Here is a 13,132-nt window from a genome sequence, read left to right as displayed (position 1 = left end):
TGTGACCGATATCGGCCGACGCCGGTTGTTGCAGGCCGGCGTTGCCGCCGGCCTCTCTCCACTGCTGCCCAGCATCGCCCGGGCCGCCGCGATCGCCCCCGCCGCGCAGACGCGCAGCCTGGAAGACCTGCAGCACATCGTGGTGTTCATGCAGGAGAACCGCTCGTTCGACCACTACTTCGGCACGCTGCCGGGCGTACGTGGCTTCGGTGATCGGTTCGTCGCCCCGGCCGCCGCGCTGCAAGCAGGTGGCCGCGTCCGCAGCCTGTGGCTGCAGCCCGATGCCAGCGGCGAGCGCGCGATCGCGCCGTTCCCGCTGGATACCGCCGCGCACTTCGGCTACATGCGCGTGGAAGGCACGCCGCATACCTGGCCCGATGCGCAGCGCGCCTGGGACCAAGGTCGCATGGGGCAATGGCCGAAGGCCAAGCAGAACCACTCGATGGGCTACTTCCAGCGCAGCGACCTGCCGTTCCAGTTCGCCCTGGCCGATGCCTTCACGATCTGCGATGCCTACCACTGCGCAATGCAGGCCGGCACCAACCCGAACCGGGTGTTCCTGTGGACCGGCCACAACGATGGGCATGCGCGTGCCGGCGGCCCGGTGATCGCCAATTCGCACGACAACTTTCCCGAACAGGGCGGGTACCCGGCGTCGTACCGCTGGACCAGCTATGTCGAGCGCCTGCAGAGGGCCGGCGTGTCCTGGCAGATCTACCAGGACATGGCCGACAACTTCACCGACAACCCGCTGGCGGGCTTCGAGGCCTTCCGCCAGGCCCACCGCGCGGCGCCGGGGCATGACCCGCAGCTTCGCGCGCGCGGGGTCAGCACGCGCGGCCTGGCGCAGCTGCGCCAGGACGTCATTGACGGGCGCCTGCCGCAGGTCAGCTTCATCATCGCCGACGCGGCAGGCAGCGAGCATCCTGGTCCTTCCAGTCCCGCCCAGGGCGCGGGCTATACCGCGCGCGTACTGGATGCGCTGACCGCCGATCCGCAGGTATGGAGCCGCACTGCCCTGCTGCTGATGTTCGACGAGAACGATGGCTTCTTCGACCACATGCCGCCACCTGCCCCGCCTTCGCCGGTGGACGGTGGCTGGGCGGGTGTGTCCTCGGTCAGCACCGAAGGCGAGTACCACCGCCACCCGGCACCGGGTGACGAGAAGTACGATCTCGCCGAACTGCGCGGGCGCCCGTACGGTCTGGGACCGCGCGTGCCGCTGTACGTGATCTCACCGTGGAGTCGCGGTGGCTGGGTCGATTCGCAGGTGTACGACCACACCTCGGTCATACGGCTGATCGAGCGCCGCTTTGGCGTGGCCGCACCGGACATCTCGCCGTGGCGCCGCGCGGTCTGCGGCGACCTCAGCAATGCGTTCGACTTTGCCCAGCGCGATACCCGCCCGTTCGTCCGCGGCCTGCCCGACGTGAGTGCGGTTGCCGCACGCGCCGCTGCCTTGCCGGGGCGCACCGTGCCCACGCTGCCGGAGGGGCTGAAGCCAGCGAAACAGGAAAGCGGTGTACGTCCCGCGCGCGCCCTACCCTATCGACCGCAGGCATCGATCGCTGCGGTCGACGCTGCGGGCGTGGACCTGACGTTGTCCTGCGAAGGCGCGGCGGCAGTGCTGCATGTCTACGATCGGCTGCGGCTGGATGCGGTACCACGCCGCTACACGCTGCTGCCAGGTACGCCGCTGCGCGAGCGCTGGCCGTTGGACGCCCAGGGCCGCTATGACCTTTGGCTGCTTGGTCCGAACGGCTTCCACCGCCACTTCCAGGGTGCGTTCAAGGCTCCTGCCGTGCAGGCTTCAATCGATCGCGCGGACGGCCAGCTGCGGCTGCACCTGCGCAATCTGCACAACAGCGCGCAGAATGTGCGGGTGCAGGCCGGTGCCTATGCCGGGCACATGCCTGAGCAGGCGCTGGCGCTGCCGGCGCATGCTGAGGCCACGGTGGCATGGGACGCGGCGCCCACCGCAGGGTGGTACGACCTGCGCATCGGTGCGGGCGACAGTGCACTGCGACTGGCCGGCCGCGCCGAGGATGGGCGCCCCGGCACCAGTGATCCGGCAATGGGCAGCGAGCCCTTGCGGTTCGAGCACGATTGAGGAGCCCTCTGTAGAGCCGAGCCCACGCTCGGCTGCTTCTCGCCCTGGTCGCATTGCCCCGACAAAGCAGCCGAGCATGGGCTCGGCTCTACGCGGCAGATCGGCAGATTCAGGCCTCCTGCAGCCCCGGCCGGCCGTGCTCCACCGCATAGCGTTTCCAGCTCTGCAGCACGCCATTCGGCTGCATCACAGTATCCAGCGTCTTCATGTCGCCGATCCACGCATCACGGGTGACATCACACAGCACATAGCCACGCTTGTCGATGGTCGCCTTCAGATAGGGGCTGTGTGCAAGCTGGTTCCTGGCATACGCGTCCACGCCCTGGCCATCGGCCCCGGAGGTGATCGACGTGGCGAGGAACTCGCTGGAGATCACGCCCGAGTCACGGTGGTCCTGCACCAGATCGCTGGCATAGTGGCGATGCGCGTCGCCACAGGCGGTCACCACGTTGCCGAAGCCCACCTTCTGGATGTGCTCGAGCAGGCGCCGGCGGCTGTCCAGGTAGCCCGACCACTGGTCATCGGACGACTGCACTACCCCGTCCTTCTCGCGCATGTAGTTGCCCAGCGCCACTTGGTGGGCGATGGTATGCCAGCGCGGCGCGGCATCGGACAGGCCATCGAACAGCCAGCGCTCCTGCTTCGCCCCCACAATGCTGCGCTCCGGCGATTCCACCTCCTCGCGCAGCGTCATGTTCACCTGCTTGCTGCGGTACTGGCGGGTGTCGAGCAGGTGCAGGTCCATCAGCGTGCCGTAGCGTGCGCGCCGGTACATCTGCATGTGGCCGTCGCGCGGGAACGCCGAACGGCGCAGCGGCATGTTCTCGTAGTAGGCCTGGAACGCCTGCGCGCGCCGCAGCAGGAACACTTCGCTGGGCGTATCGTCCTGGTCTTCGGCGCCGGCCCAGTTGTTGTCCACTTCATGGTCGTCAAAGGTGACGAACCAGGGAGCCGATGCATGAGCGGCCTGCAGGTCGGCATCGCTCTTGTACTGGGCGTAGCGGCGGCGGTAATCATCCAGCGTATAGATCTGCGGGCCGACGTGGTTGCGCAGGTTGGTGAACGGCTGGCCGTTCATCTTCCGCAGGCCCGGCTGGCTTTCGCCTTCGTAGATGTAATCGCCGTAGTGGAAGACGAAGTCGAGCGGTTCCTCGGCGATGCGCCGCCACGCGGTGTAGTGGCCTTCTTCGTAGTGCTGGCAACCTGCCACCGCAAAGCGCACGCGATCCACCGCTGCCGTGGCTGCCGGCAGCGTGCGGGTGCAACCGACCGCACTGGCATGGCCACCCACGGTGAAGCGGTACCAGTAGGGCCTTCCGGGCGCCAACCCGTCCAGCTCCACGTGCACGGCGTGACCGAGTTCGGGATGCGCCATCGCCGAACCCTGGCGCACTACCTTGCGCATGCCTTCGTCCGCGGCCAGCTGCCAATCGACCAGCATCGGCCGGGCCGGCATGCCACTGCCGAACACCAGCGGCTCGGTCGCCAGGCGCGTCCACAGCACCATGCCATCGGCCGAGGGATCCCCCGAGGCCACGCCCAGGGTGAAAGGTGTGCTGGCAAAGCGCGGCTTGGCCAGCAGGTTGCGCGGGTTCAGCGCGGTGGCATCGGCCCGCGCGGCCAGCGCATGTGCCGTGCCCATCCAGGCACCGGCAGCGGACAGGCCGGCCAGCGCCAGGAATCGCCTGCGATTGATCGTATCCACGGCTGTGCCCTCAGTTGTAGATGATGTGGAAGTAGAAGAAGCGGCCGTAGTCGTCGATCTCGGTTCGGAAACGCCCGTTCGGACCGGTGCTGTAGGTTGGCTGGGTGTTGAACAGGTTCTTGGCCTCGTACTTCAGCGTCACGTGCTTGCCGACCTTGTGGCTGAAAGCCATGTTGAACGTCAGGTATGGGTCGTAGTACGAATCCAGCCATTCGGTGTCGCCGAAGTCGACCAGCATCCGGCTGCGGTAGGTTCCGGACAGGCGCAGTTGGGCGCTCCTCCATGGCATGCGCCAGATCACCGAACCATTGAGCGACCAGTCCGGCTGGTACAGCAGGCGATCCAGGCGACGCTCGGTGCCGTCGCTGATGCGGTAGTTGGTCTGGCCTTCCAGCCGGGTTGCATTGAAGTACATGTCGAAGCGCTGGCGGCCCCACTGCAGATTGCGATTGGCCACCGCGAACTCGACGCCACGAAGCTTCGACTCGTCGGTGTTCATCGGCTGGGTGACCCGGTAGCGGGTATCACCCACGTTCTCGAAGGTGGTCAGGGTGTAGATGTCGTCCTTGATCACCTTGTCGAACAACGCCACCGAGACCAGGCCGTTGTTGCCGTTGAAGTACAGGTCCCATGCAAGGTCGATGTTGGTGGAACGGCGCGGCTGCAGATCGGCATTGCCCTGCTTGATGGTGCAGAAGCCCCTGCCCTCCTCGTCGTCGCCACAGCTGGTGCTGGTGGCCTGGGCGATGTTGCTCGGCGTCGGCCGGCCCAGCGTGCGGCTGGCGGAGAAGCGCAGGCGCTGGTCCTCGGTGAGCTTGAAGGTTGCGTTCAACGAGGGCAGCAGGTTGTTGTAGCCACCGCTCGTGTTGCGGAACGCAGAGGTATAGGTAGCGCCGCCATCATCGCTGAACGGGCTGTAGGCATCGAAGCGGGTGTGGTCGTAGCGCAGGCCGCCGATCAGCAGCAGCCGGTCCCAGGCGTAGTGCGCGGATACATAGGCATTGGTGATGTCCTCCACGTACTTGTAGTCGCTGGTGAAGTTGGCATTCGGATACGCCGCATTGTTGCTGCCCAGTTTCGGCAGCAGTTCCTCGGTCCACTTGCGGTTGTCGATCAGCGGGAAGCCGGGCACGCTGCCCAGCAGTGTCGAACCCGGATACAGGTAGTCGTTGAGCGTGGCGCTGCTCTTGAAGTAGTCGAAGTCGATGTCCTGCCAGATCTTCAGGTGGCGGTACTCGGCACCGGTGGCCAGGCCGAAGCCACGCGCATCGGCGTCGATGTTGTAGCTGAAGTCCGCGCGCAGGTTGTCGATGCTCTCCTTGGCATCGCGCGGAGAGACATAGGCCTGCGCCGGATTGAGCTTGAACGCGGAGCTGGTCAGCAGGCTGGAATCGGAAACCGCCACCGCATTGGGGAAACCGTGGCTGTCGTTTTCGTAGTCAACGAACAGATTGCTCGGGTAGGCGCGCACTCCCCAGTAGACCTGGCTGTTATGGAAGGTCTCTTCGGTGTGGCCACCGCGCAGGGTCAGGCGCGAACGGTCGCCGATGTCCCAGTTGAAGCTGGCGATGGCGCCACGGTTGCTGCGGTCCCAGCGGTCGTGTCGGTTCTTGATGTAAATGCTGTTGATCTGCGTGGTGCCGCTGTCCTCGGTCTGGTTGCGGATCGGAAACTTGGCGTTTCCATACAGATCCGTCTTGTTCATCGTCGAGTTCTCGTAGAACCGGTACGAGTACAGCAACAGCGATGCGTAGAACGGATCATCCGAGGGCTTCCACTCAAGCTTGGCGGAGCCACCGAAGTTGGTGATGAAGTTGGTATAGGTGCCGGTGCTGAAGTTGCCAGGCGCACGCAGGCCGTTCCAGCCCTTGGCCTCGTCCGGACCGGTGGTGCCGTCGGTGAGGTATTTTCCAGCGTCGTTGTAGTAGTAGTTCGACTCCACCCAGCGCTTGACGCTGTTGCGTGAACGCTGCTCATAGCGTGCCACCGCAACGATGCCGAACTCCTGGTCGGCGCCGAACTGGTCGGAGAACACCATCTTGGCGCTCTTGCCGAAATGGCCCAGGGTCTCGTGGTTGCCGCCAGCGCTGCGCTCGACGTTGGTCTCGGCTGTGGAATAGATGCCTGCCACGTCGGCAAACACGTACCTGCCCGACCGGTCGAAAGCACTGCGGCTGATGATGTCGATCACACCGCCGATCGCATCCGGTGCCTGCTCCGCGCTGAAGCTCTTGTAGATGTCGGTACGGGTGCCGATGTCGCTGGGAATCAGCTGCAGGTTGTTCATGCGCTCCCCGGAGCCACTGCCACCCACGCTGGCAATCGCGATGCCATCGATGGTGGTGTAGTTGAGGTTGGCCTGCACGCCGCGTACCGTCACGTAACGTGGCTCACCAGCATCCTCCACCGCACTCAGGCCTGGAGCGGCCATCAGGCTCTCGGCCAGGGTCTCGTCGCCGTAGCTGTCCATCTCGTCGTAGACCACCGAATCCTTGATCACCGGCGACGACTTCTTCTGGTCGATCACCTCGTGCGCGGCAATCACCTTCACCGTGTCCAGGGTCGGCGCCACCACCGCTCCGGCCTCGCGCGGCATCGGCGCGGCTGGCTTCGGCGCGTTGCGTGCGGGTGCCGGATCGATGGCGATGACATTGCCATCCACCACGGTGTAGCCCAGGCCGGTACCCGCCAGCAGTGCGTCCAACGCCTGCTTGACGGTGGCGCCACGTGGCACAGCCCCGGCCATGTGCGCTTCACCGCTACCCGAGTACAGGAACTGCACGCCGGAACTGCGCGACAACTGCTCAAGTGCACGGGCCAGCGGTTGCGCCGCGATCGGCGCCGACACGCGGGCTTCAAGGCCATCGGCAGCGGCCGCGGCCGCGGCCGCCATTGGCACGCTGCAGGGAGACAGGGCGAGGATGATCGACAGGTAGAGCGTGTTGCGCATCACGGGTCCTTGGAAGAGAGAAGGCAGCAGGCGCCGCTGCGTGGCTCGGCAGCGGCTTCTTCCAAGTAAGAGCCCGCATCCACCGAAGTGGAGAACGCGGATTCGATGAATTTTTTCTGACAGCCCACCACCGCGCGGGCCTCAGCGACTGCCGACCCGCACTGTGTCGCCTTCGCGCCTCACCACGAAGCGTGGGTCGCGTTCGAGGAAGGCCTGCAGCGCACCGATGCGATGCGCATCGAGGCTGCCGGACAACCGTGCCGATGCCGCGCCTTCGTCCAGCACGCGCACCTGCACCTGGTTGTGCCGGTTGAAGGCAGCTGCCACCTCATCGAGCCGCTCATCGAGGAAGGACACTTTGCGCTGTTGCCAGTCCAGCAGCATCGACAGCGGCATGTCCACTGACTCGACGGCATGGCTTCGCGCATCGACCTGCACCACCCGGCCCTGCTCCAGCTGGGCCAGGCGGTGGGCACCCGCGCCCTGGCTCCAGACCTCGACCTCGCCGGAGACGACGCCGATGCGTGTGCTCTGCAGCCGTCGCGATACATCGAACACCGTGCCGATATCCCGGATCTCCAGGCCGTTCACTTCCACCTCGAACGGACGACGGTCGCGGGCGATGTCGAACGTGGCCTCCCCCTGCAGCAGCTCCACCTTTCGGCTGAACCAGCCCATGCGTACCCGCAGTCGGCTGTCCGCGTTGAGCCGCACCTGGGTCTGGTCGGGCAGCACCAGGTCGCGAAGCTCACCCTGTCCGGCACTGTAAAGCTGCTCGGTGGGCATCACCTGCGAAACCAGGCCCACGCCGATCAGGGCAACACAGGCCGCGGCAGAGACCGTCCACCAGCGCACGCGACCGCGACGCAGCGCGGCGCGGGGCGGCGCGTGCGCACGACCGAACAGCGGCACCACCTTGGCGGCGACCTGCCGCGGTGGCACCAGCGCCTCATCAGCCAACGGCGATTGCAGCGCCTCGCCCACCTGCCGGTGCAACGCGAGCGCGCGCATGTAGGCGCGAACATGCTCGGGCGAGCGCTTCATCCAGTCCAGGAACGCGACACGCCCGGCCTTGTCCAGCACCCCCTCGCGATTGCACAGGAACCAGTGCGCCGCCTCACGTGCGACCTCGTCGTCAGGCCTGCGTGATGGATACCGATTCATGTGAGCTCCCTGGCGCCCAGCGCCTTCCTGCAGGCCTCCAGCCCCTTGCCGATATGCTTGCGCACCATGTGCACCGACACCTGCAGCTGCTGGCTGATTCCCGGGCAGTCCAGCCCGTCGCGGTAGTGCAGCTCCATCACCCGGCGCGTGGTCGCCGGCAACCGCGCGATGGTGCTGCGGATATCGTTCCAGCGCTGCGCACGCTCGAATTCGCGCTCGATGTCTTCTTCGCTTTTCAGCACTTCGGCCAGCAGATCGATGTCTTCCAGCGGCGGCAGCGACGACCGCACGCGGGCGTGCTCGCGCGCCAGGTTGGCCGCCACGGTGAACAGGTAGGCTTCCGGGTTCTGGACCGCGTCGGCATCCTCGCCGGTGCTGCGCAGCAGCCGCAGATAGACCTCCTGCGCCAGGTCTTCGGCATCTTCGCTGGCCGAACCGCGACGCAGGAAGAAGCCACGCAGCAGCCGGCGCCGCAGTTCGTAGCTCTTCTCCCAGATCCTCACGCTGTTCACGGCCGGCCAACCACCCCGAGGCTGGAAAGCCCAGCAGGGTGACCGCCATCGATGACAGTGGCGTTTCAACGACCGGCAGGCAGCCGCTAGAATGCCGCCCCTGCAATGTCCCGGCAGCCGGCACAAGGAGTGCCCAGCAATGAACGCACGCACCGCCATCCACACCTTCAGCAGCCTGCTGTTCCTGCTGCTGGTCGCCCACACCACCGCCTACCAGCAGCAGATGTGGCCGCCCAGCCGGGTCATCCATGTGCATCCGGTGATCGTCGCCCTCGCCTATGCACTGGGCGTGCTCACGCTGCTGCTGTGGATCGGCGGCGGTCGCGTACCAGAACCGGCCCAGCGTCTGGCGCGCTGGCTGCCCATCGTCGCCTGGTGCCTGCTGTGCGCCGGCGTGGCGGTCATCCCGATGTTCCTGCCTGGACTGTACCCGGCCTGATCAGCGGCGGTACGCAGTGCATCCGCGCATGATGCGGCGCCCGGCACCAACCCTTGCTTGCCAGAGACCCAAGCCGGGCCCGCCTATCGAAGCCGCGGGGCCAGGCCTACGCTTGTCTTCTCGGTGGCCGCCACGGTCGCCCTTCGCGTCACGGCATTGCCGTTGCGACCCCGCTCCAGTGCTGTGCGCCCTGATGGTGTTGTCGCTCAGGCAGACGTCCAAACGGCGCCCTCTGGAGACAGTCATGAACCAAGCCCTGATCCCCTTCGATACCGACCCGCTGGAAGCGCGGGAGTGGTGTGAATCGCTGGAGGCGGTGATGCAGGCCGGTGGCCGGCCACGCGCGCACTACCTGATCAACCAGCTGAGCGATCTGGACGCGCAACAGCACGGCGACCTGCATACCCGCGCATGGACGGCCTACGTCAATACCATCCCGCCCGAACGCCAGCCGCCCTATCCCGGTGACCTGGCCATCGAGCGCCGCCTGAACGCAATGATCCGCTGGAACGCGATGGTGATGGTGCTGCGTGCTGGATACAGGACGCGATCGACAAGTACGGCATCGACACTGGCAAGCACGATCCGTCCGCGGTGTAAGGCGGCTGCGTTCACCACGCCCGTTGTGCGAGCCTGGTGAACGCAGCATCGCTACGGCATGCGCTTGAACAGATTGGTCTGCAGGATCGGCGTGCCGTCGTGGCCGTAGAACGCCTTGGTCTCGGTCATCGTCGCCCGGTCATCCGCCACGGTGTAGATGCGGGTGGAGGCGGGCGTCCCGTGATCCACCAACTGCATCACCAGCGTATTCGGGGCCGGCAGTTTCAGGTTTGCCTTGTCCGCGCCGTAGGTGCCGGACAGGGCACCCGGCGTGCCATCCAGCGCCAACGTGCCGTCGGACTTCATGGTCTTGCCGTCGTGCAGGACGATATCCACGTGTGAGCTCCAGCGGCCACCGCCGGCGTCCTTGAACTCCAGCACCACCTGCTTCGGACGCTGCGCCTCGGGTAGTGCCGAGGTCGCGGTGTCCAGCGACCAGCGCCCCAGCAGCGGCGACGGGGACGCTTCCACGGCCAGCGCCGACCCGGCCGGCAGCGAACACGCACACAACAACACAGCGGACAACAGCTTCATACGTTGCTCCGTTCCAGTGAAGAAGGTGCTGCGTGACGCGTCGTGGGGCGCAGCGCTTCGGATCGTGCACAGCATCGGGGCCCCGCACAAGGCAGGGCGCTGAACGCGCGGCAACCTCGTTCGCGCCTCCCGCGATTCAGGTCTGGCGGCAAGGCCTCATCACGTCCTTGTCGATACAAATACTTACGTTATAACATTTCACTTCTATTTTACGAGTCCTGCCATGCGTCGCCACCTGCTTGCTGCCGCCACCCTGTTCGCCGTCCACACCGCCCACGCTGCGGACGCGCCTACCCTTCCCACCCTCCAGGTACAGGCCTCCCCGCTCTCGCGCATCGACAGCCGGGTCACCGTCGATAATCCACAGGCGCAGAACCGTACCCTCGGAAGCGTGCTCGAACATGTCTCCGGCGTGCAGAGCAGCGCCTTCGGGCCGAACGCGGGCGCCCCCGTCATCCGCAGCCTCAGCGGCAACCGCGTGCAGATCCTGCAGGATGGCCAGTCCATCCTCGGCATGAACGCGATCAGCGGCGACATCAACATTCCGTTCGATCCACTGTTCGTGCGCAGCGTCACCGTCAACAAGTCCTCGGACGCCGTGCGCTATGGCGGCAATGCGATCGGCGGCAGCGTGGAGATCGATTCGGGCCTGGTCCCGCGCCGCATGGGAGACAAGGAGCAGTCGATGGAACTGATCCTGCGCAAGGGCTTCAATGCCGCCGACGCTCAGGGCTTCCGCATGAACTTCAACAACCAGCGCAGCCTCTCGACCAACCTGCAGGTCTCGCGCCAGCGCATCTCGCACTACGACATCCCGGGCAACAGCAAATCCGACGTCTGCAACACCCGCCTGTTCCCGCCTACCGGCGGCGTCAACTCGGCGCTGGCCGACAGCTGCCAGAAAGAGGCGCGCGTCCAGCAGATCTACAACAAGGCCTCGCAGCCGTACATCGACCAGTTCATGACCGAGAACCCGGACTGGGCCGATGGTGACTTTTCGTTCTACACCAACAACCCGACCTCGGTCTGGCAGCGCCGCACCTACATCAATCCGGTCAACCCGGCCTACGTGCCCGGCACACCGTCGTACGTGCAGAAGCAGATCAACAACGATGTCACGCCCGACTACCATCACCGGCTGGGCAACAGCTACGCACGCAACTCGCAGGTGGCCTTCGGGTCGACGCTGTTTTTCGACCGTGGCTACGTGGGTGTCAGCATCGATGCCAAAGACAGCGAGTACGGCGTGCCGGGCTTCTCGATGCAGAATCTGTCGTTCGGCTCCAACGATGCCGATGGCCTGCCGGTGGGCGTGGTGATCAAGCAGGAACGCTACGCGCTGGAAGCCCTGCTGCGCGATCCGCTGCCGTGGTTCGAACGCGCGGAGCTGCGAGTTTCCAGGCTGGACAACACTTCGGGCGAGCACCTGGGCAGCACCCGGGCCAATGACTACGACTTCAAAAGCAGCCAGGTCGAACTGCTGCTCAGTCACCTGCGGCTCGGGCCGCTCAGCGGCCTGCTCGGCTTCAGCCACCAGTCGCGGCAGGTCACCGGCGGCGGTTCACTGCGCTACCTGCCCGACGTCGACACCCGCAGCAACGCGGTGTTCCTGAAAGAGGCACTGGACGTCGGCTGGGCCACCTTCGATGCAGGTGTGCGCCACGAGCGCGTCGACCACGAGCTGCAGCCCAGCCGCTTCAGGACCGCACGCAACGCCGCCAATACCAAGCTGCAGGACCGTTCCTACCGGCTCAACAGCTACAGCGTGGGCTCCCGTGTCGAGCTCGGTCCTCTGTTCGCCGCCAAGGTGCGCTACGCATCTTCGCAGCGCGCACCGGAGATCAACGAGCTGTATGCCAGCAACGCACACTACTCGGTGATGACCCAGGAAGAAGGCAACCAGAACCTCAAGCCGGAGCGCGCGAAGAACCTGGAGCTGACCGGCCTGTTCCACATCGGCGGCTTCGAACTGTCGGCCACTGCTTACCGGATGAAGTACGAGAACTATCTCTACCTCGGCCATTCCGGCCTGCAGACCGCCAACCGTCTGCCGCTCAAGTACTGGAAGCAGACCGACACCACGGTGAAGGGTTTCGAGATCGACGCATCGCAGGCACTTGACCTGGGCCGCTATGGCACGTTGAACATCTCTGCCTTCGCCGATCTGGTGAAGAACAAGGCCGACCACCCCGATCCGCTGCGCGCCCACAACGATGGCGAGTACCTGCCGAACATGCCGACCAACCGCTACGGCGCCAACCTGCAATGGCAGCGCGAAGGCTGGAAGGCGCAGCTGTCGAGCACCTACTACGACACGCAGGAGTACCTCGGCCGCAACGTCAGCGAGGAGATCCCGCTGGATGCGTTCAACCTGGTTGACCTGCAGGTCAGCCGCGAACTGCCGGTGCGCAGCAGCTACATCGCCGGCATGGAAGTGTTCGTCAACGGCAGCAACCTGCTCAATGAGGAAGCGCGTCCACACAACTCGCCACTGAAATACATCGCGCCACTGCCGGGGCGGGGCTTCCAGGTGGGTGTGACGCTAAAGCTCTGAGGAGAGCCTGATTCGGCCACCATCCAGCGATCAATGATCGCTGGATGGCACGCCGGGACCCTGCATCCGTGCAAAGAAAAACGCCTGCAGATCGATGATCTGCAGGCGCTTCTTTGTATCTGGCGGAGTGAGAGGGATTCGAACCCTCGATAGAGCTTTTGACCCTATACTCCCTTAGCAGGGGAGCCCCTTCGGCCACTCGGGCATCACTCCGGGGTTTTCTCCGCGTCTGGTGCGTTGCACCTCAGCGGGGCGTGAATCATAACGTTAATCGAGTGCGAAGGTAAAGCGTTATTCGGCAGAATTTTCGCTACCGGTGCCACCGGCTTCATCACCACGCTGGATGCGCTGATAGATCTCTTCGCGATGGACAGCGACGTCCTTCGGCGCGGTGATGCCGATACGCACCTGGTTACCCTTGACGCCAAGCACGGTGACGCTCACCGAGTCTCCGATCATCAGGGTTTCGCCGACGCGGCGAGTCAGGATCAACATTTTTGTAAGTCTCCATGGAACCGTGTGGAAGGGTATCCCCCACCGGCTTGACGCTCCGTCAAGAAGCGC

The 13,132-nt window shown here is 65.3% G+C and carries 9 protein-coding genes, 1 tRNA gene and 1 pseudogene; 4 read left to right on the top strand and 7 right to left on the bottom strand.

The features are described 5' to 3' along the window. Position 1 precedes the first annotated feature (1 nt). Entirely contained in the window at positions 2-2,110 is a 2,109-nt protein-coding gene (locus tag AC5P7X_RS04230) for a phosphocholine-specific phospholipase C (protein WP_329841790.1), read from the top strand. Between the two features lie 109 nt (positions 2,111-2,219). On the opposite strand, the gene AC5P7X_RS04225 is transcribed toward AC5P7X_RS04230, so the two are convergent. The 4 genes from AC5P7X_RS04225 to AC5P7X_RS04210 form a co-directional block, all read right to left on the bottom strand. Further along, positions 2,220-3,815 (bottom strand): alkaline phosphatase D family protein, encoded by a 1,596-nt coding sequence (locus AC5P7X_RS04225; RefSeq protein ID WP_329841789.1) that lies wholly within the window; start codon positions 3,813-3,815, stop codon positions 2,220-2,222. 10 nt (positions 3,816-3,825) lie between these two features. After that, positions 3,826-6,765, bottom strand: a complete 2,940-nt coding sequence (locus tag AC5P7X_RS04220; protein ID WP_329841787.1) for a TonB-dependent receptor — start codon at positions 6,763-6,765, stop codon at positions 3,826-3,828. A gap of 141 nt (positions 6,766-6,906) precedes the next feature. After that, positions 6,907-7,929: a FecR family protein gene (locus AC5P7X_RS04215; protein WP_329841785.1), complete on the bottom strand. Its 1,023-nt coding sequence runs from the start codon at positions 7,927-7,929 to the stop codon at positions 6,907-6,909. Next, a complete protein-coding gene (locus AC5P7X_RS04210) occupies positions 7,926-8,441 on the bottom strand; it encodes an RNA polymerase sigma factor (protein ID WP_329841784.1) in 516 nt (171 codons plus the stop codon). The genes AC5P7X_RS04215 and AC5P7X_RS04210 overlap by 4 nt, the downstream gene beginning before the upstream one ends. Before the next feature lie 139 nt (positions 8,442-8,580). Here AC5P7X_RS04210 and AC5P7X_RS04205 point away from each other — a divergent pair, with 139 nt between their 5' ends. Both AC5P7X_RS04205 and aceE read left to right on the top strand, forming a co-directional pair. Next, positions 8,581-8,880: a hypothetical protein gene (locus AC5P7X_RS04205; protein ID WP_053499112.1), complete on the top strand. Its 300-nt coding sequence runs from the start codon at positions 8,581-8,583 to the stop codon at positions 8,878-8,880. Positions 8,881-9,124: 244 nt separating this feature from the next. Further along, positions 9,125-9,418 (top strand): annotated as a pseudogene (gene aceE, locus AC5P7X_RS04200) (pyruvate dehydrogenase (acetyl-transferring), homodimeric type); the annotation flags it as partial. Between the two features lie 113 nt (positions 9,419-9,531). On the opposite strand, the gene AC5P7X_RS04195 reads toward aceE, so the two are convergent. After that, the gene (locus tag AC5P7X_RS04195) at positions 9,532-10,014 is read right to left on the bottom strand and encodes a hypothetical protein (protein WP_005416092.1); all 483 of its coding nucleotides are present in this window, start codon (positions 10,012-10,014) and stop codon (positions 9,532-9,534) included. 223 nt (positions 10,015-10,237) lie between these two features. Between AC5P7X_RS04195 and AC5P7X_RS04190 the strand changes: the two genes are divergently transcribed. Next, positions 10,238-12,568, top strand: a complete 2,331-nt coding sequence (locus AC5P7X_RS04190) for a TonB-dependent receptor domain-containing protein (RefSeq protein WP_329841783.1) — start codon at positions 10,238-10,240, stop codon at positions 12,566-12,568. A 120-nt stretch (positions 12,569-12,688) separates the two neighbouring features. Here the strand turns inward: AC5P7X_RS04190 and AC5P7X_RS04185 are convergent. Next, a tRNA-Ser gene (locus AC5P7X_RS04185) sits at positions 12,689-12,781 on the bottom strand. A 78-nt stretch (positions 12,782-12,859) separates the two neighbouring features. Further along, positions 12,860-13,063 carry a carbon storage regulator CsrA gene (gene csrA, locus AC5P7X_RS04180; RefSeq protein ID WP_004152909.1) on the bottom strand — a complete coding sequence of 68 codons (204 nt, stop codon included), beginning with the start codon at positions 13,061-13,063 and terminating at the stop codon, positions 12,860-12,862. Positions 13,064-13,132 lie beyond the last annotated feature (69 nt).

This window comes from Stenotrophomonas sp. YJH_SMC_53 (assembly GCF_059369995.1).
Note: the sequence above shows the minus strand (reverse complement) of the source record. Positions and strands in the feature narration are given on the sequence as shown.

What these genes read in the sequence shown, in the direction of transcription:
- AC5P7X_RS04220 (WP_329841787.1), bottom strand. Translation starts at nt 6,765, where the DNA reads ATGCGCAACACGCTCTACCTGTCGATCATCCTCGCCCTGTCTCCCTGC.
- AC5P7X_RS04195 (WP_005416092.1), bottom strand. Translation starts at nt 10,014, where the DNA reads ATGAAGCTGTTGTCCGCTGTGTTGTTGTGTGCGTGTTCGCTGCCGGCC.
- AC5P7X_RS04190 (WP_329841783.1), top strand. Translation starts at nt 10,238, where the DNA reads ATGCGTCGCCACCTGCTTGCTGCCGCCACCCTGTTCGCCGTCCACACC.
- csrA (WP_004152909.1), bottom strand. Translation starts at nt 13,063, where the DNA reads ATGTTGATCCTGACTCGCCGCGTCGGCGAAACCCTGATGATCGGAGAC.
- AC5P7X_RS04215 (WP_329841785.1), bottom strand. Translation starts at nt 7,929, where the DNA reads ATGAATCGGTATCCATCACGCAGGCCTGACGACGAGGTCGCACGTGAG.
- AC5P7X_RS04205 (WP_053499112.1), top strand. Translation starts at nt 8,581, where the DNA reads ATGAACGCACGCACCGCCATCCACACCTTCAGCAGCCTGCTGTTCCTG.